15 protein-coding genes are annotated in these 16,650 nt (G+C 74.4%); 4 read left to right on the top strand and 11 right to left on the bottom strand.

From position 1 onward, the window contains the following. Window positions 1–41: 41 nt before the first annotated feature. The 4 genes from ACZ55U_RS22960 to ACZ55U_RS22945 all read right to left on the bottom strand — a co-directional run bounded on the left by ACZ55U_RS22960 (window position 42) and on the right by ACZ55U_RS22945 (window position 5,217). Window positions 42–2,066 carry a flotillin family protein gene (locus ACZ55U_RS22960; RefSeq protein WP_465528390.1) on the bottom strand — a complete coding sequence of 675 codons (2,025 nt, stop codon included), beginning with the start codon at window positions 2,064–2,066 and terminating at the stop codon, window positions 42–44. 69 nt (window positions 2,067–2,135) lie between these two features. After that, entirely contained in the window at window positions 2,136–2,837 is a 702-nt protein-coding gene (locus ACZ55U_RS22955) for a hypothetical protein (RefSeq protein WP_465528388.1), read from the bottom strand. Window positions 2,838–3,181: 344 nt separating this feature from the next. Continuing rightward, window positions 3,182–4,273, bottom strand: a complete 1,092-nt coding sequence (locus ACZ55U_RS22950) for a PucR family transcriptional regulator (protein ID WP_465528430.1) — start codon at window positions 4,271–4,273, stop codon at window positions 3,182–3,184. 101 nt (window positions 4,274–4,374) lie between these two features. Then, the gene (locus ACZ55U_RS22945) at window positions 4,375–5,217 is read right to left on the bottom strand and encodes a GntR family transcriptional regulator (protein ID WP_465528387.1); all 843 of its coding nucleotides are present in this window, start codon (window positions 5,215–5,217) and stop codon (window positions 4,375–4,377) included. A gap of 268 nt (window positions 5,218–5,485) precedes the next feature. Between ACZ55U_RS22945 and ACZ55U_RS22940 the strand changes: the two genes are divergently transcribed. Next, a complete protein-coding gene (locus tag ACZ55U_RS22940; protein ID WP_465528385.1) occupies window positions 5,486–6,244 on the top strand; it encodes a tyrosine-protein phosphatase in 759 nt (252 codons plus the stop codon). Between the two features lie 365 nt (window positions 6,245–6,609). Then, entirely contained in the window at window positions 6,610–7,173 is a 564-nt protein-coding gene (locus tag ACZ55U_RS22935; RefSeq protein ID WP_465528383.1) for a DUF4291 domain-containing protein, read from the top strand. Window positions 7,174–7,206: 33 nt separating this feature from the next. Here the strand turns inward: ACZ55U_RS22935 and ACZ55U_RS22930 are convergent, their stop codons facing one another. Both ACZ55U_RS22930 and ACZ55U_RS22925 read right to left on the bottom strand, forming a co-directional pair. Then, a complete protein-coding gene (locus ACZ55U_RS22930) occupies window positions 7,207–8,049 on the bottom strand; it encodes an ABC transporter permease (protein WP_465528381.1) in 843 nt (280 codons plus the stop codon). Continuing rightward, the gene (locus tag ACZ55U_RS22925; RefSeq protein WP_465528379.1) at window positions 8,046–8,957 is read right to left on the bottom strand and encodes an ABC transporter ATP-binding protein; all 912 of its coding nucleotides are present in this window, start codon (window positions 8,955–8,957) and stop codon (window positions 8,046–8,048) included. The genes ACZ55U_RS22930 and ACZ55U_RS22925 overlap by 4 nt, the downstream gene beginning before the upstream one ends. 134 nt (window positions 8,958–9,091) lie before the next feature. On the opposite strand from ACZ55U_RS22925, the gene ACZ55U_RS22920 reads away from it, so the two are divergent. Beyond that, window positions 9,092–10,303, top strand: a complete 1,212-nt coding sequence (locus ACZ55U_RS22920) for a sensor histidine kinase (RefSeq protein ID WP_465528377.1) — start codon at window positions 9,092–9,094, stop codon at window positions 10,301–10,303. Beyond that, entirely contained in the window at window positions 10,300–10,959 is a 660-nt protein-coding gene (locus ACZ55U_RS22915) for a response regulator (RefSeq protein WP_465528375.1), read from the top strand. The genes ACZ55U_RS22920 and ACZ55U_RS22915 overlap by 4 nt, the downstream gene beginning before the upstream one ends. A 72-nt stretch (window positions 10,960–11,031) precedes the next feature. Here the strand turns inward: ACZ55U_RS22915 and ACZ55U_RS22910 are convergent, their stop codons facing one another. The 5 genes from ACZ55U_RS22910 to ACZ55U_RS22890 form a co-directional block, all read right to left on the bottom strand. Continuing rightward, entirely contained in the window at window positions 11,032–12,135 is a 1,104-nt protein-coding gene (locus ACZ55U_RS22910; RefSeq protein ID WP_465528373.1) for a hypothetical protein, read from the bottom strand. Window positions 12,136–12,502: 367 nt separating this feature from the next. Next, window positions 12,503–13,093: a hypothetical protein gene (locus tag ACZ55U_RS22905; RefSeq protein WP_465528371.1), complete on the bottom strand. Its 591-nt coding sequence runs from the start codon at window positions 13,091–13,093 to the stop codon at window positions 12,503–12,505. Between the two features lie 139 nt (window positions 13,094–13,232). After that, window positions 13,233–14,261, bottom strand: coding sequence for an N-acetylglucosamine kinase (locus ACZ55U_RS22900; protein ID WP_465528369.1), 1,029 nt, complete (start codon window positions 14,259–14,261; stop codon window positions 13,233–13,235). Window positions 14,262–14,436: 175 nt separating this feature from the next. After that, window positions 14,437–15,717, bottom strand: coding sequence for a 6-phospho-beta-glucosidase (locus ACZ55U_RS22895; RefSeq protein ID WP_465528428.1), 1,281 nt, complete (start codon window positions 15,715–15,717; stop codon window positions 14,437–14,439). 8 nt (window positions 15,718–15,725) lie between these two features. Continuing rightward, window positions 15,726–16,634: a carbohydrate ABC transporter permease gene (locus ACZ55U_RS22890; protein WP_465528367.1), complete on the bottom strand. Its 909-nt coding sequence runs from the start codon at window positions 16,632–16,634 to the stop codon at window positions 15,726–15,728. Window positions 16,635–16,650 lie beyond the last annotated feature (16 nt).

The following is a 16,650-nucleotide window of genomic DNA, read 5'->3' as shown; positions in this document are numbered from 1 at the left end:
CTTCCTCAGGTGATCAGCGGATCGGTTCGGGCGTCCGCGGGCTACTTGGAGCCGTTGACCGAAGCGCCGGCCAGCGAGCCGATCGGGGTCTCGGCGATGCCCAACTGGCGTGCCGACTCCAGCAGTTGGCGCAGCTGCCCGGCCTGGCCGCCGGTCCCCGAGCCGATCAGCCTCATCAGCAGCGCGGACACCGTCAGGTTCTGCACGTCCGCGGTGGAGACCGAGGAGAGCACCTTGGTGAGGTCCTCGGTGAAGCTGGCCCGGCCGTCCAGCCAGGGTCCGGCCAGGGTCTGCGCGGTCTGGGAGTGGCCGACGAAGGCGTCCACGCTCTTGCCGGCCGTCACCGACTGGACCAGCCGGTCGAAGAACACCGAGTCCCCGCCGACGATGTCGATCTTCGCCTTCTCCAGTCCGGCCGCGACCAGGGCGGCCTGGGCCTCGGCGATCTGCCGCTGGGTGTCCAGCCCGGCCAGCCGGACGTCCTTCTCGGCGGCCAGCCGCAGGCGGTACTCCTCGTGCTCGCGGGAGGCCTCGTCCAGCTTGGCCATCGCCGCGGCCTTCTCGGTCAGCCCCTCGGCCTCGGCCTTGAGCTTGGCGCCGACCTCCAGCGCGGCGGCCTTGGCCTTCTCGGCCTGGACGACGGCCTCGGCGAGACCGACCTTCTCCACCGCCGCGGCCTCCTGCTCCCGCACCTGGACCTTGGCCAGGCCCTCGGCGGCGGCCTCCGCGCGGATGCCCTCGGCCATCCGGATCTTGGCGGCGGCGTCCAGTTCGGCGGCCTGCTGCCGGGCCTCGGCCAGCACCAGCGCCTCGCGGGCCTTGTGCGAGGCGGCCTGCTCGGCGGCCTCCGCGGCCTTGATGTCCTTGACGAGCTTCTCCTGCGCCTCGGCCTCGGCCTGGATGACGACGGCCTTGCGGACGCGCTCGGCCTCCTCGGTGGCGCGCAGGGTCTTGACGGCCTCCTCCTGCTCGGCCACGGTGCGGTCCACCGCGACCCGCTCGCGGACCACGTCGGCGACCTCGCGCTTGGCGGACTCGACCTCCTTCGCCTTGGCGATCGTGGCGAGTTCGGTCTCCCGCTCGCGGCCGACGACCTCCAGCAGGCGGTCCTTCTCGATCCGCTCGTTCTCCACGGCGATGACCCGCTCGCGGTTCTTCTGCGCCACCGCGACCTCGCGGGCCTGGTTCTCCCGCTGCACCCCGAGCAGTTCCTCGGTGCGCAGGAAGGCGGTCTGGGCGTTGAGCCGCTCCTCCTCCTGCACCCGGGCGATCACCGCGTCCTCCTTGGCCCGCAGCGTCTCGATCTCGCGGCGCTGGCGGATCTCGGCGTCGGCCTGGCGGCGCTCCAGCTCCAGGACGGCCTCCCGGGCGTCGACGTTCTGCCGGGTGATCTCCTTCTGCTCGTTGCGCTGGTACTCGTTGGTGCGCACGTGCTCGATCGCGGTCAGCTCGGTGATCTTGCGGATGCCCTGGGCGTCGAGGATGTTGTCGGCGTCCAGCTGGCTCATCGGGGTCTGTTCCAGGTGGTCGATGGCCGCGTCCTCCAGCGTGTAGCCGTTGAGGTCGGTGCCGATGACCGCGATGATCTGGTCCCGGAACTCGTGCCGGTGGGTGTACAGGTCGGTGAAGTCCAGCTGCTTGCCGACGGTCTTGAGCGCCTCGGCGAACTTGACGGCGAAGAACTCCTGGATCGCCTGGGGGTCGCTGGCCCGGGCGGTGCCGATCGACTGGGCGACCTTGATGACGTCCTCGACGGTCTTGTTGACCCGGACGAAGAACGAGATCCGGATGTCCGCGCGGATGTTGTCCCGGCAGATCAGGCCGTCCCGGCCGGCCCGGTGGATCTCCACCGTCTTCGCGGTGATGTCCATCAACTCGGCCTTGTGGAGCACCGGGAGGACGACCGCGCCGGTGAACGTCACGTCCACCTTCTTCGTCCGGGAGACGATCAGGGCCTTGCCCTGCTCGACCTTCTGGAACAGGCGGCTCACGAACAGCAGCATGGCGAGCACGATGAGCAGCACGACGGCGACGAGCACGCCGAAACCCACGGCGATGGTGTCCATCACGGAGTCCTTTGACGAGATGGCGAGTTGGTGCGAAGCGATGTGCGGTGGAAGGAAAGCCGACGAGCGTCAGCGGAGTTCGTACGGCGGGTCGAAGGGCGCCACCAGGAAGTGCTCGCCCTCGGCGTCGTAGTCGAAGATCAGGGCGGTGCGGCCGGCCGTCAGGCCCGGTTCCGGCTCCGCCGTGCGGACCTGGACGATCGCGGTGGAGCCGTCCTCCGCGGTGACCTCGGCCTGGCCGAAGCCGGCCGTCACCCGGCCGGTCCGGATCACGCAGACCCGGCCGACGAAGTCCCCCCGGGTGGCCGGCCGGTCCTGCGGGAACAGCCGCGACAGCGGCCGGACGAGCAGCCGGGTGCCCGCCCAGGAGGCGACCAGCGCGACGGCGAACACGCCGCCGCGCGCCGGTGCCCCCGAGGTGAGGACGGTGCCGGACAGGCTGACGAACCAGGCGAGGGCGACCAGCAGCGACACCGCCACCGTCACGGGCACCCCGCCCAGCCCCAGCGCGTCCAGCACTCCTCCGTGGTGGCCGGCCCTGTGCCGGTCGGAACCCCCGTCGGCGCCGTGCCCCCCGCCGCCGTGGCCCCCGTGCCCGGCGTGCCCCGCGTGCCCGACGTCCGCATGGTGCCCGCCGCCGTGCCCCCCGTGCACTGCGCCGGGTACCAGGCCGCCGAGCAGCATCAGCAACCAGTAACCGACCACCACCACCAGCGCGAAGCTGAACACCGCCGTCGGAAAGGCCAGCGCGGCCGCGAAGAAACCCCCCATTCCGGCCACGCTCCCCCTGCCTCTCCTCCGGCGCCGCACCTCGGCGCCGGGAAGATCATGGCAGTCGGGGAGGCCGCCGCACATTGCCAGGATCCGGCAATCTTTACGCCGCTTTGACACCCTGGAACGGGCCGCCCGCGTGACATTGCGACAGCCCGGCCACAGGTGGGTCGCCGGTCCGTCGCGGCGGGTCCGGGCGGCGGCGCACGCGTGCAGGATCCGGCAACGGCCGGTCGTGGACGGACGGTTCGGGTGGACGGCGGCTTCCGGGGGCGCCGTAGCGGGTTGCGGGTGATCGCGCCAGGGGGCGGGTTCCGGCCACGCCGGTGGAGCGGCCCCAGCGGTCAGAGGGGCTGTTCCGGCCAGTTCAGCAGCCGTGCCCCCATGGCCGCCGTCTCCAGGGTGAAGCGCTGGAGCGCGTCCGCCGGGTCGTACCCGGTGAGCGCCTTGATCCGCTCCAGCCGGTAGCTCAGCGTGCGCACGCTCAGCCCCAGCCGGCGCGCCGCCTCCGCGTTCACGTACGCGGCCTCCGCCTGCACCGCGATGGTGTCCAGCAGCGGGCGGGCGCCGCCGCGCGCCTCGGTCAGCGGGCCGAGCACGGTGCGCACCAGGTCGGCCATGGCGGACCGGTCGCGCATCAGCACCGGGAAGACCAGCAGTTCCTCGGCCTTCAACTGCCGGGCGGGAAGGCCCAGCCGGTGCGCGTAGTCCAGCGCGCCCAGCGCCTCGTCGTAGCTGCGCGGCACCCCGGTCGGCCCCGAGTGCCGCCGGCCGGTGGCCACCCGGCGCACCGGGCGGTAGCCGGGTCCGGGGCGCAGCGTCAGGTCGGCGAAGGCGTCCAGCACCGCCCGCTCGGAGTCCGGGGCGATGCACACCAGCCGGCCGTCCTTGCTGGCCAGCAGCACGTCCCGCTCGCCGAAGCGTCCGGCCAGCTCCCGCTCCACCCGGTGCACCAGCGGGTGCACGTCCTCGTACGGCTCGTCGCCCACCGCGACCGCCACCGTGTACGCGCCCGCCAGCCGCAGCCCGAACCGCTCCGCGCGCTCGGCGAGCAGCCCGAGGTCACTTCGGCCGAACAGCAGGTCGTCGATGAACTCCCTTCGCGCCGCCTCCTCCTGACGGACCGCCAGGCGCTGGGCGCGTTCGTGGCCCTCGCCCAGCGCGGCCAGCGCGGCGTCGGTGGCGGCCAGCACCGCGTCGCCCGTGCAGCGCAGCTCGTTGACGCTGGTGGCGGCGGTCGTCCCGGGCAGGGTCTGCCAGGCCCGCCGGGCGGCGGCCAGACAGTTCGACACCACCTCGCGCAGCCCGTACCCGGCCTCGGCGCAGTGCTCGCCGAGCTTGCGCAGGCGCTCCAGCTCCTCGCGGCGCAGCAGCCGGCCGGTGCGGGAGACGTCGGAGAGCAGGGCGAGGTAGGCCTCGGCCAGCTCGGTGGGCATGTCGTAGTCGATCCCGTCGGTCAACGTGTCCTGCCAGCTCCTGTGCGCCCCGGTGTTCCGGCGCCGAATCTACCAAGGCGGGTGCGGGCGGGCTGCGGCGTCTAGCGGTCGCGGAAGTGCAGGACGAAGCGCGCGCTGCTGCCGTCGATGCGCCTGCGCACGTACAGCGCCGGGGAGCCGTCCGGGGTGCAGCTGACCCCCTCGCGCACCAGCAGCGCGGTGCCCGGCGGGACGCCCAGCAGCTCGGCGTCCGCGAGGTCGGCGCCGACGGCGCCGAAGGCCCGCCAGTCGTACTCCAGCTCCACCCCGGCGGCCCGCGCCAGGTCCAGCACCAGGTTGCCGGGGCGGCCCGGGCGGACCAGCTCGGCGGGCAGCGGGCCGAACGGCACCCAGTAGCTGCACGCCGCCCGGGCCCGGCCGCCCAGCCGGATCACCGAGTCCACCCGGGACAGCTCGCGCGGGTCGCGGCCCAGCTGGCGGGCGGCCTCGGCGTCCTGCGCCGAGCCGGTGACGGGCGGGTCGGCCACCACGAACTCGCCGTCGCCGGGCTCGCTCTCCTTCGTGTCCCCCCGCGCGTCCTGCCCGCTCGGCAGCGCGGTGTGCACGCTGCCGAGGTCGAAGCGCTGGCTGCGCGGGTCGACGGTGATCGAGACCCGGACGGCCGGCGGGCGGACGAAGGTCCCCACGCCCCGGCGGATCTCCACCACGGCCGCCCGCTCCAGCTCCGCCACCGCCTGCCGCACGGTCAGCCGGTTCACGCCGAACTCGGCGCTCAGTTCGGGCTCGCTGGGCAGCCGGGCACCGGCCGGGTAGGTGCCGGCGTCGATGCGCTCCTGGAGCCGGCGGGCCAGGCGGCGGTACACCGGGGCGTCCGGCGGCTTCGGGGCGCCCGGCGGGTTCGAGGCGCCCGGCGGGTTCGGGGGGTGCGGGGGGTTCGTCGCCACGGGCCGATCCTACGGAGCCCGCCGGGCCGGCCCGGGCACTGTGCGGCGGGGGCGCCGTGCGGCGGGGCACCGTACGGGCGAGGCGCCGACCGGTGACCGGGGCGCCCCCCGGGTCGCCGTCGCCGGGCGACGGGGGTGGGATGGAGGGATGCACCGGCTCGTGGCTTGCCCGGGGGCCCCAGGAGGCGTTACACATCTAGACGTCTAGATGTCCCGCCCTCCGGATAGCCCGTCTCGTCCCGGGTGCGGCCCCACCGAAAGGCCTTCCATGTCCCTGGTCAACTTCCGCGACGCCGCCGCCCTCGGCGACCCCGAGGGCCGCCGGCTCCGCCCCGGGGTGCTGTACCGCTCCGCCCAGCCGTTCCCGGCCGCCGACGAGGCCACCGTCGCCCAGCTGCGCCGCTGCGACATCCGCACCGTCGTGGACCTGCGGGACCCGCGCGAGACCGACCCCCGGGACTGGGCCGCCGCCGAGGCCGCCGGGATAGCCGTCGTGGCCGCCCCGGTGAACCCCGCCACCGACGTCCTCACCGCGCGGATGAGCACGATGGCCACGGCCGCCGACCTCGGCGACTTCTACGTCCTGCTCGCCGAGTCCGCGCCCGAGGCGGTGGCCCTCGCCGTCGAGGCCACCGTCCGCCCCGGCGCCGTCCTGCTGCACTGCGCCGCCGGCAAGGACCGCACCGGTCTGCTGACCGCGCTCCTGCTGGACCTCCTGGACGTCCCGGCCGACCGCATCGTCGCCGACTACACCCGCACCGCCGACGCACTCCCGCAGATCTTCGCCGGCCTCGCCGAGCGCCACCGCACCGCCCTCAACGACCGCACCACCTCCCGCGTCACCGACTCCCGGGGGCGCAACCTCACCATCCCGGCGCCCCTGCTGGAGGCCCCGGCCGAGGCGATGTCGGTCTTCCTCGACCGCGTCCACACCCACCACGGCGGCGCGGCCTCCTTCCTCCCCTCCTGCGGCATCCCGGAGGCCACCCTGGGCGCCTTCCGCACCAAGGCGGGCGTGGCGGCCTGAGCGGAGGGGCGGGGTGATCGGCGGCCGGGGCCTTGTGCGGCGCCGGCCGGCCGGTCCGCAACGCCCCGGCGGGCCCGCCCGTGGCATTCCGCCGGGGCTGGCCGGGTCGTCCCGTAACGCCCCGCCGGTCTTCCCATGGCGTTCGGCCGGGTCGTTCCATCACACCCCGGCGGGCCCTCCCGTAACGCCCGCCGGGTCGTTCCATCACACCCCGGCGCGCCCTCCCGCAGCGTCCGCCGGGTCGTTCCGTCACGCCCCGCCGGGTCCTCCCGTAACGCCCGCCGGGTAATCCCGTTGCGGCGCACCGCCCGCCCTGGCAGCGTGCCGGGCGGGAGAGGCGGGCGGGAGAAGAGGGGTGCCGCGAGATGACCGCGCTGCGCGAGATCCGGGCCGACCACGACGACCGGACGATCGTCGTCTACCAGGCCTACCCGCCGGACGTCGCCGAGGCCGCGCTGGCGGCCGGCCGGTTCGTGGCCCCGTTCGGCTTCCACCGGATGACGTGGATCAAGCCCTCGTTCCGCTGGCTGATGCACCGCAGCAACTGGGCCCAGAAGCCCGGCCAGACCAGGGTGCTGGCGGTCCGGATCACCCGGGAGGGCTGGGAGGAGGCGCTCGCCCGCGCCGTGCTGACCACCGCGCACCCGGACGCGCTGGCCCGCGCCGAGGTCCATGTGCAGTGGGACCCCGAGCGCTCGCTGCGCGGCGCCGCGCTGAACCACTACAGCATCCAGGTGGGCATCGGCCGGTCGCTGATCCGCGCCTTCGCCGAGGAGTGGATCACCGAACTCGTCGACCTCACCCCACGGGTGCGGCGGATCGCCGCGCTGGTCCACGGAGGGCAGCAGGCGAAGGCGCAGCGGCTGCTGCCGCCCGAGCGCACCTACCGGCCGCCCGCCGCGACCGCGCGGCGCCTGGGCCTGGACTAGCCGGGCCCGGGCGCGGAGCCCGGGGGCTCTTCGTCACACGTCCCGGCGCCGCACCGCGACCACCGTCACCGCCACGGCGACCAGCGCCCAGACGCCCATGGTGATCCAGGAGTCCAGCACGCTCGGCGCGTACTTGCCCATCGTGACCGTGGAGTTGGGGTTGATGGTGAGCCGCTGCACGGTGGCCGTCGGCAGATGGGTGCCGATCTCCTTCAGCCACCGGTAGCGGTCGCCGCCGAACATCATCGGCAGGACGAACAGCAGCATCACCAGGGACACGATCGACGCGGTGGCGTGCCGCAGCAGCGCGCCCAGCGCCATCCCGATCAGCGCGCAGACCGGCACGATCGCCGCATAACCGAGCACCGCCCGCAGGCAGCCCTCGTCGGCGAGGGAGAGGCCGACGTGCCGGGAGGCCAGCATCGCGTTGACGGTGAGGAAGGAGACCACCGACACCACGAGCCCGGCGAGCGCGGTGATCCCGCCGATCAGCAGCACCTTGGCCGCGATCACGCCCCGCCGGTCCGGGACGGCGGCGAAGGTGGTGCGGATCAGGCCGGTGGTGTACTCGCCGAACACGGTGATCGCCCCGAGGCTGCCGGCCGCGACCGCCATCAGGTCGCCGGCGATGCTGCCGAGGCCGTGGAACAGCGGGTCGTACGTGTACGGGGGCTGCCCGGGCGGCCGGGGCGGAGGGTGGTCGATGTACGTCAGGTCGGTGTGGACGGCGTTCACGTTGACGGCGATCGCCACCAGCGAGGCCAGCGCCAGCACCCAGTAGGTGGAACGCAGCGAGCGCAGCTTGATCCACTCGGCGGCGAGCAGGTCGAGGAACCGGGGGGCCGGTTCCTCCGGACGAACGGCCGTGGCACTCATCGGGTCCCTCCAGCCGGGTACTCGACACTGCCGGCGGTCAGGGACATGAACGCCGACTCCAGCGACGACGTCCGGGTGGCCAGCTCGTGCAGCACCACGCCGTGCCGCAGGGCGAGTTCGCCGATCCGCGCGGCGGGCAGCCCGGTGACGATCCCGAACTCCGGCTCGCAGTGCCTCACTTCGGCTCCATCCGCCAGCAAAAACGGCTCCAGCAGGCCGAGTTCGGGAGAGCGTACGGCCACCGAGGAGGCCGCGTCGCGGGCGGAGAACTCGGCGAGGCTCTCGTCGGCGATCAGCCGGCCGCGGCCGATCACCACCAGCCGGTCCGCGGTGTGCTCCATCTCCGCCATCATGTGGCTGGAGACGAACACCGTCCGTCCCTCGTCCGCGAGGCGCCGGAACAGCCCGCGCACCCAGAGCACGCCCTCCGGGTCCAGCCCGTTCAGCGGCTCGTCGAACAGCAGTACCGGAGGGTCGCCCAGCAGCGCGCCCGCGATGCCCAGACGCTGCTTCATGCCCAGCGAGAAGCCACCGATCCGCCGCCCGGCGGCCTTGCCGAGGCCGACCTCCGCCAGCACCTCGTCCACCCGCCCCAGCGGGATGCGGTTGCCGCGGGCCAGCGCCGACAGGTGCGCCCGGGCGCTGCGCCCGCCGTGCACGTCCCCCGCGTCCAGCAGGGCGCCGACGTGCCGCAGGCCGCGCGGCCGCTCGGCGAAGGGCGCGCCGGCCACGGTGACGGTGCCCTCGGTGGGGGTGTTCAGGCCCAGGATCATCCGCAGGGTGGTGGACTTGCCGGCGCCGTTGGGGCCGAGGAAGCCGGTCACCGCGCCCGGCCGGACGGTGAAGGTCAGCCCGTCGACGGCCGTGGTGGCGCCGTACCGCTTGGTCAGTCGTTCGATCTCGATCACGGGCACAACGCTGCCGGTCGGGGGCCCCGCCGGGCATCGGGCGGCGGGCCACAACGGGAGGCCGCCGCACCCTCCCCCGGGCTTACGCCCCCGGGCCGATGCGCCGCCGGACGGGCCCCGGCTAGCATCGCGTCATGATCACCGAACCCCGTCCGCCGCTGCTCAGGCGTTTGCCCGTGGGCGTGTGGGTGGGGGCGCTCTGGACGGGTCTGGTCGTCTTCCGCCTCTTCACGCGCGAGGACGAGCTGCGCCACCTGTTCGAGTACCACGGCAACCCCGAGGACATGCCGCTGGTGGTCACCGCGGTGGTCACCACGCTGGTCGCCGCACTGCTGGTCCGGCTGCCGCTGGCGGCCATCGCGGTGGCGCTCGCGGGCGGCGTCTTCGCCCTCGGGATGCGGACCGTCCCGGAGACGGCCGGGCTCCAGTTCCTGATCGCCGACGGGGTGGTCGGCTACTGCGCGGCCACCCGCTCGCGCCGGGTCTCGCTGAGCGCCCTGGCGCTGCCGCTCGCCACCCTCGCCGGGCTGCTGCTCCGGGGCGTCGTCGACGACTACCCCGTCAACCCGCTCGCCTACGTGGGCCTCGCCGCCACCGTGCTGATCGCCTGGCTGGCCGGCAACACCGTGCACCAGAGCCGCGCCCACGCCGAGGCGCTGCGCGGCCGGGCCTCCGAGCAGGCGATCACCGCCGAACGGCTGCGGATCGCCCGGGAGTTGCACGACATGGTGGCCCACAGCATCGGCATCATCGCGATCCAGGCCGGCGTGGGCAGCCGGGTCATGGACACCCAGCCCGCCGAGACCCGCCGGGCCCTGGAGGCGATCGAGGCCACCAGCCGGGAGACCCTGGCCGGGCTGCGCCGGATGCTCGGCGCGCTGCGACAGGGCGAGGGCGAGGCCGCGCCGCTCGAAGTGGCGCCGGGGCTGGGCGAGTTGGACCATCTGGTGGCGAAGGCGGCGGGCGCCGGGGTCCGGGTGGCGCTCACCCGGCGCGGCGCGGCCCGCCCGCTGCCGGCCGAGGTGGACCTCGCCGCCTACCGGATCGTCCAGGAGGCGGTCACCAACGTGGTCAAGCACTCCGGCACCCGGGACTGCCAGGTCACCGTCGAGTACGGAACGCGGGAGATCGCCGTCACCGTGGCCGACCCGGGCGCCGGGGCGGCCCCCGGCACCCCCGGCACCCCCGGCACCGGCTACGGCCTGGCCGGCATGCGCGAGCGGGTCGCCCTGCTGCACGGTGAGTTCAGCGCCGGGCCGCGCCCCGGCGGCGGCTTCCTGGTCGCCGCCCGGCTGCCCCTGCCGGAACGGGCCCCCGGCGAACTCCCCCTGGAGGTGGGACCGTGATCCGCGTCGTCCTGGTCGACGACCAGCCGCTCATCCGCACCGGCCTGCGCGTGCTGATCGCCGACGCCCCCGACCTGGAGGTGGTCGGCGAGGCCGGCGACGGCGCCGAGGCCGTCGAGCTGGTCGCCCGGCTGCGCCCCGACGTCGCCGTGATGGACATCCGGATGCCGGGTACGGACGGCATCGAGGCCACCCGCCGGATCACCACCGACCCGGACCTGCCCACCCACGTCCTCGTCCTCACCACCTTCGACGACGACGACTACGTCTACGGCGCGCTGCGCGCCGGGGCGAGCGGCTTCCTGGTCAAGGACCTCGCCCTGGAGACCATCCTGGACGGCATCCGGGTGGTCGCCGCCGGGGACGCCCTGCTGGCCCCCGGCATCACCCGCCGGCTGATCGGCGAGTTCGCCGCCCGCCCGCAGGGGGCGGCGGCCCGGCCCCGCAGGCCCGTCGCCGGGGCCGTCACCGAACGCGAGCGCGAGGTGCTCACCCTGGTCGGCCGGGGCCTGTCCAACGCGGAGATCGCCGAGGAGCTCACCATCAGCGTGGCCACCGCCAAGGCCCACGTCGCCCGGCTGTTCACCAAGCTCGACGCCCGCGACCGGGTCCACCTGGTCATCCAGGCCTACGAGTTCGGGCTGGTCGCACCCTAGCCGGGCCGCCGCACGCCGGAGCGCCGGGGCGGGCCCGCACGACCCGCCCCGGCGCCTCGGCGCGTCAGAGCGTCAGTGGACGATCGCGTGCGAGATCTGGCACCCGCTGACGCCGTTCGACCAGGTGCCCTGCATCGCGAACGTGCCCGTCGCGAAGGCCACGTTCTGCGAGCCGCCCGTCCCGCCGACGCCGTTCCAGGAGCACTTGTCGGCGTTCTCGTAGCCGGTGGAGTCGGTCCAGCCGCCCGCCGGGTTCTGGTCGGTGATGGTCTCCGAGTACTCGTGGCCGTACACCATGGTCACGCCGTCCAGGGTGCCCGCGCTGCCGCTGTTGACGTAGTTCTGGCCGCAGGAGGCGCCCATGTCGGTCACGTACGGGTCGTTGGTGAACGCCACGTCGCCGTACGGGGAGGGGGCGGCGCCGCCGGTCAGGGTGGTGTCGCCGTTGTAGTCGTGCCAGGCGCAGAAGCCGCCGTTGGGGGTGTTGAAGCCGTCCGGGTGGGTGCCGGTCGGCGACAGCACCACGTACTGCGCGTTGCGGTTGGCGGCGGCCGTGGTGTTGCCGAAGTGCCCGGCGGCCTTCACGGCCTCGGCGGCCAGCTGGTAGCCGCTGGCCTGGCTCGGCGCGGCGGCGGACTCGTCGACCCAGACGCCGGCCAGCGCGCCGCCGGTCGGGTAGCCGACGTGGGTGGAGCCGGTCGGGCAGCTGGTCGCGCCGGTGGCGACGCCCTCGCAGTACTGGGTCATGACGCCGGACCAGGTCTCGTTGTTGGTGCCGAGGCCCTTGAACAGCTGCTGCGTCCGGACCGCCTCGCCCTTCGGGTCGCCGGAGAGCGTGGTGTAGCCGGCCGAGTTGGTGCCCTGGGTGCCCCACTGGGTGCCCCAGAAGATCAGGTAGACCTTCGGCGCGCCGGTGGTGACGCCGATGCCGTCCACACCGCCGCCGTAGCTCAGGTTGTTGCTCGCAGCCTTGGCCGCCTGGCCGGCGTTCTCCTTGGTCGGGTGCACGCCGTGCCGGTACGGGTGGGAGTGCCCGGCGAGCTCGCCGGCCGGCCGGTCGTCCTGGGCGGCCTGGGCGGCCGGGGCGGCGGCGAAGCCGGTGGCGGCCAGGGCCAGGGCGCTGAGCCCGGTCAGGGCGCGCAGTCGGATCCGGCGGGAGGTGGGGGAGATGCCCATCGTGAGGGTTCCTCTCTGGTGCCGGACGCGCCGGGGTGCGGCGCGAGGGCACGGTGGGGGACGAAGGGGGAGGTGCGGCGGCGGCAACGCGGCGGAACTGGCGGACCGCTACGGGCCGTTCAGTGGTGTGGGGATGGGGCGCCGGTCGACCGCCGACGGCCGGAAGCAAAGCAGAGCCGCCGAAACCGGGTCAACGACGCAAAGGGTAAGACCAGCCCCAACAAAGACCCCGGTGGACGTAGCGAACGTCAAAAGACCGCAGCTCGGGGGCGGTTGATGCGCGTAGCGCAGCCGAATGCCAACAGTTGAGAGGCGCTTCTACACCGTATGGGCCACAACGGGCCCCGCGGGGCGGTGAACGCCCAGGTCAGGCCCCCGGGACCTCGGCGATGCGCATGATCCGGCCGTGGGAGTCCAGCACCACGTCGTAGGTGTTGCCGTGGCAGGCGGCGGGCCCGGCCGGGGCGCGCTCGGCGAGGCAGTCGTCGAGGTGGGCGATCAGCTCGTCGAGGGGGACGTCCGGCCCGCCGTCGGCCAGGGTCGCCGTCACGCCCGCCGCCGCGAAGCCGTAGTGGACCGGGCTGCCGGTGGGCTCGTAGCGGCCGGAGCCGCAGCTGAATCCGGCGGACCGGGCGGTGAGTTCGGCCGGGTCGGCGGTGACGACGACGAGGACCTCGTGGCCGGGGCGCGCGGCGGGCGAGGCGCAGCCGGGCGCGGCGGACGGGAGCGCGGCGGGGCTGGTGGACGGGCCGGCCGCGGCGGAGTAGGGCTCCTCGTCCACGTCCTCGAACAGCTCGTCCTCGTCGTCCAGCAGGTCGTCCGCCCCCTCGTCGGCCAGGGCGGCGGCGGAGGCGGCGGTCACCGTCGGGCCGGAGTCGGAGGGCGTGCAGCCGGTGAGGGCGGTCGCGCCGGCGCAGGCCAGGAGGGCGGCGGCGAGCAGGAGTCGGGGCGTGGCCATGGAGGGTCTTCCGGGCGGCGTCGGACGGTGGTCACCGCCTGACACGACGGGGGAGCGGTCCGTGGTTCCCGGCCCGGGGCGGCTCCCTCCCCCGCGGGGTGTCCGGGACCGACGGGGGAGGGAGGTCGGTGGGCGGCCGTCAGGCGGCCGCCGGCCGGTTCACCTCGTACGCCTCGTACGCCTCGCGCAGCCGGGCCTGCGCCGGGGCGCCCGCCGCCAGGTGGTCGAGTCCGAGCAGCGCCGCGCCCAGCACCGGCGGCGCGACGACGACGCGCGGCTCGGCCAGTGGCGCGGCCTCGGCGAGCCGGGCCGTCACGTTGTCCAGCAGCAGCGGCTGCCGGGAGGCGAGCACGCCGCCGCCCAGCACCACCGGGGTCGGGGTGTCCAGCAGTTCCAGGCGGCCGAGCGCCACCACCGCGAGCCGCACGATCTCGTCGGCCTGGCGGTCGATCAGCTCCAGCGCCACCGCGTCCCCCTCCCGCGCCACCGCGAACAGCACCCGCACGATCTCGTGCAGCCGTCCGCGCGGCAGGTGCCCGAGGTGGACGGCCTCGGCGACGGCGCCGGCGCTGGGCAGCCCGAAGTGCTCGGCGATGGCCCCGGCCAGCCCGGTCGGCCCGCCGCGCCCGTCCTCCGCCCGGACGGCGTGCCACATGCTGTCGGCGGCCAGGCCCGCGCCGCCGCCCCAGTCGCCGGTGAGGTGGCCGAGGGCGGGGAAGCGGGCGGTGCGGCCGTCCGGCAGCAGGCCGACGCAGTTGATCCCGGCGCCGCAGACCACCGCGACCCCACGCGGGCCGTCGGTGCCGGCCCGCAGCAGGCCGAAGGTGTCGTTGGCCACGGTGCTGGCGAGTCCCCAGGGGTGGGACTCCAGGGCCTCGCGCAGCGCCTCCTCCTCGACCGGCAGGTCGGCGTTGGCCAGGCAGGCGCTCACGTGGCTGGTGAGCACCCCGCTCCAGCCCGGGTGACCGGCCGCGGCGGCGGCCTGCTCGACCAGCGGGGCGAGGCCGGCGACCGCCGCCGCGCCGCCGATCCGGTGCGGCTCGAAGCCGCCGCCGCGGGCGCTGCCGAGGATGCTGCCGTCGGCGCCGATCAGGGCGACGTCGGTCTTGGAGTTCCCCGCGTCGATGGCCAGGACGCCGGGCAGGAGTGGTTCGGGCTGGTGGGTCATCAGGTCCCCGCGCTCGTACGTGGCCCGGGCCGTGGTCGTCGGCCGGGTGCCCGGCCGGGGAGCCCGGCCGGAGGGTGCCCGGCCGGAGGATGCCCGGGCCGGGGGTGGACGGTCTCCTCGCGGTGCCCGCCCGGCCGCCTCCTCCGAGGGCCGGGCGGGCACGGGGCGGGCCGGATCAGGCCCAGGCGAGGTGCTCGCGGTTGTGGGCGAGCAGCCGGTCCGTGAGCCGGTCGGCGAGCTCGATCTGGCCGACCAGCGGGTGGGCGAGCAGGGCGTCGAAGACCCGGTCGCGGCCGCCGTGCAGGGCGGCGTCGAGGGCGAGGTGCTCGTACGAGGTGACGGCGGCGATCAGTCCCGCGTACAGCGGCTCGACGGGCCGTTGCGGCAGCGGGCGCACGCCCCGCGCGTCCACCTCGGCCGGGACCTCGATCACGGCGTCGTCCGGCAGGAAGGGCAGCACGCCGTGATTGAGGGTGTTGACCACCTGCACCGAGGTGCCGCCGCCGGTGCCGAGCAGCGCGGCGATCAGCTGGACGGCCGCCTCCGAGTAGAAGGCGCCGCCGCGCTTGCCGAGCAGCTCGGGCTTGGTGTCCAGGGCCGGGTCGGCGTACATCTCCAGCAGCTGCCGCTCGATCTCGGCCACCTGCGCGGCCCGCGAGCCCTGCTCCCTCAGCTCCGCGACCACCTCGTCGTGCTGGTAGTAGTACCGCAGGTAGTAGGACGGCACCACGCCGAGCCGCTGGATGACGGACTGCGGCAGGTGCAGGTCCTCGGCGATCTCCTTGCCGTACGAGGAGAGCAGCTCCGGCAGCACCTCGCGCCCGCCGGCCGCGCCCGGGGCGTCCAGCAGGGTCACCCCGCGCTCCCAGGTCAGGTGGTTGAGCCCGACGTGGTCGAGCCGGATCAGCTCCGGGTCCACGCCCAGGTGGGCGGCGAACCTGCGCTGGAAGCCGATCGCGACGTTGCACAGCCCGACGGCCTTGTGGCCGGCCGTCCGCAGGGCCCGGGTGACGATGCCGACCGGGTTGGTGAAGTCCACGATCCAGGCGTCCGGGTTGGTCCGGCGCACCTGCTCGGCGATGTCCAGCACCACCGGGACGGTGCGCAGCGCCTTGGCGAGCCCGCCGGCGCCGGTGGTCTCCTGCCCGACGCAGCCGCACTCCAGCGGCCAGGTCTCGTCCTGGTTGCGGGCCGCCTGCCCGCCGACGCGCAGCTGGAGCAGCACCGCGTCGGCGTCCGCGACGCCCGCCACCAGGTCGCCGGTCACCGTGACGGCCGCCGGGTGGCCCTGTTTGGCGAAGATCCGCCGGGCCAGGCCGCCGATCAGCTCCAGGCGCTCGGCGGCCGGGTCGATCAGCACCAGCTCGCCGATCGGCAGGGTGTCGCGCAGCCGGGCGAAGCCGTCGATCAGCTCCGGGGTGTAGGTCGAACCCCCGCCGACGATTGCCAACTTCAGTGCGGACATCAGCCCTTGACCCCTGTCAGTGTCACGCCTTCGATGAAGGCCTTCTGAGCGAAGAAGAAGAGGATGATCACCGGTGCCATCACCAGCAGGGTGGCGGCCATGGTGAGGTTCCAGTTGGTGTGGTGCGCGGCCTTGAAGGACTCCAGGCCGTAACTGAGCGTCCAGGCCCGGGGGTTGTTGCTCGCATAGATCTGCGGGCCGAAGTAGTCGTTCCAGCAGTAGAAGAACTGGAACAGCGCGACCGCCGCGATGGCCGGCTTGGCCATCGGCAGGACCACCCGCAGCAGGGTGCGCAGGTCGCCGCAGCCGTCGATCCGGGCCGCCTCCAGGTACTCCTTGGGGATGGTCATCAGGAACTGGCGCAGCAGGAAGATGGAGAACGCGTCGCCGAAGGCCATCGGGATGATCAGCGGCCAGAGCGAGCCGTCCATGCCCATCTGCTTGGACCAGAACAGGAACATCGGGATGACGGTGACCTGCGGGGGCAGCATCATCATCGCGATGACCCCCATCAGCGCCAGGTTGCGGCCGCGGAAGCGGAACTTGGCGAGCGCGTAGGCCACCGGGAGGCTGGAGACCACCGTCAGCAGGGTGCCGAACCCGGCGTACAGCAGGGTGTTGCGCCACCAGCTGAGGAAGCCGGGGGTGTCCCAGACCTTGCTGTAGTTGCCCCAGTGCCACTCGGCCGGCCAGTAGTCGGTGGTGAGCGCCTGCCCGTCCGACATCACCGAGGTGAGGAAGACGAAGACGAAGGGCAGCAGGAAGAACAGCGCGGCGGCGATCGCCACCGTGTGCACGGCCACCCAGTGGAGGAACGCGCGGCGCCGGGCGGCCCGGGCGGCGGGGCCGGCGGGCCGGGCGGGGACGGCCGTGGCCGGCCCCTCGGTGAGTGTGGTGCCAAGGGTCATGATCGGGTCCTCCCGG

Source organism: Kitasatospora sp. NPDC034533 (assembly GCF_055575155.1).
This window is presented reverse-complemented; position numbering and strand designations above follow the sequence as displayed.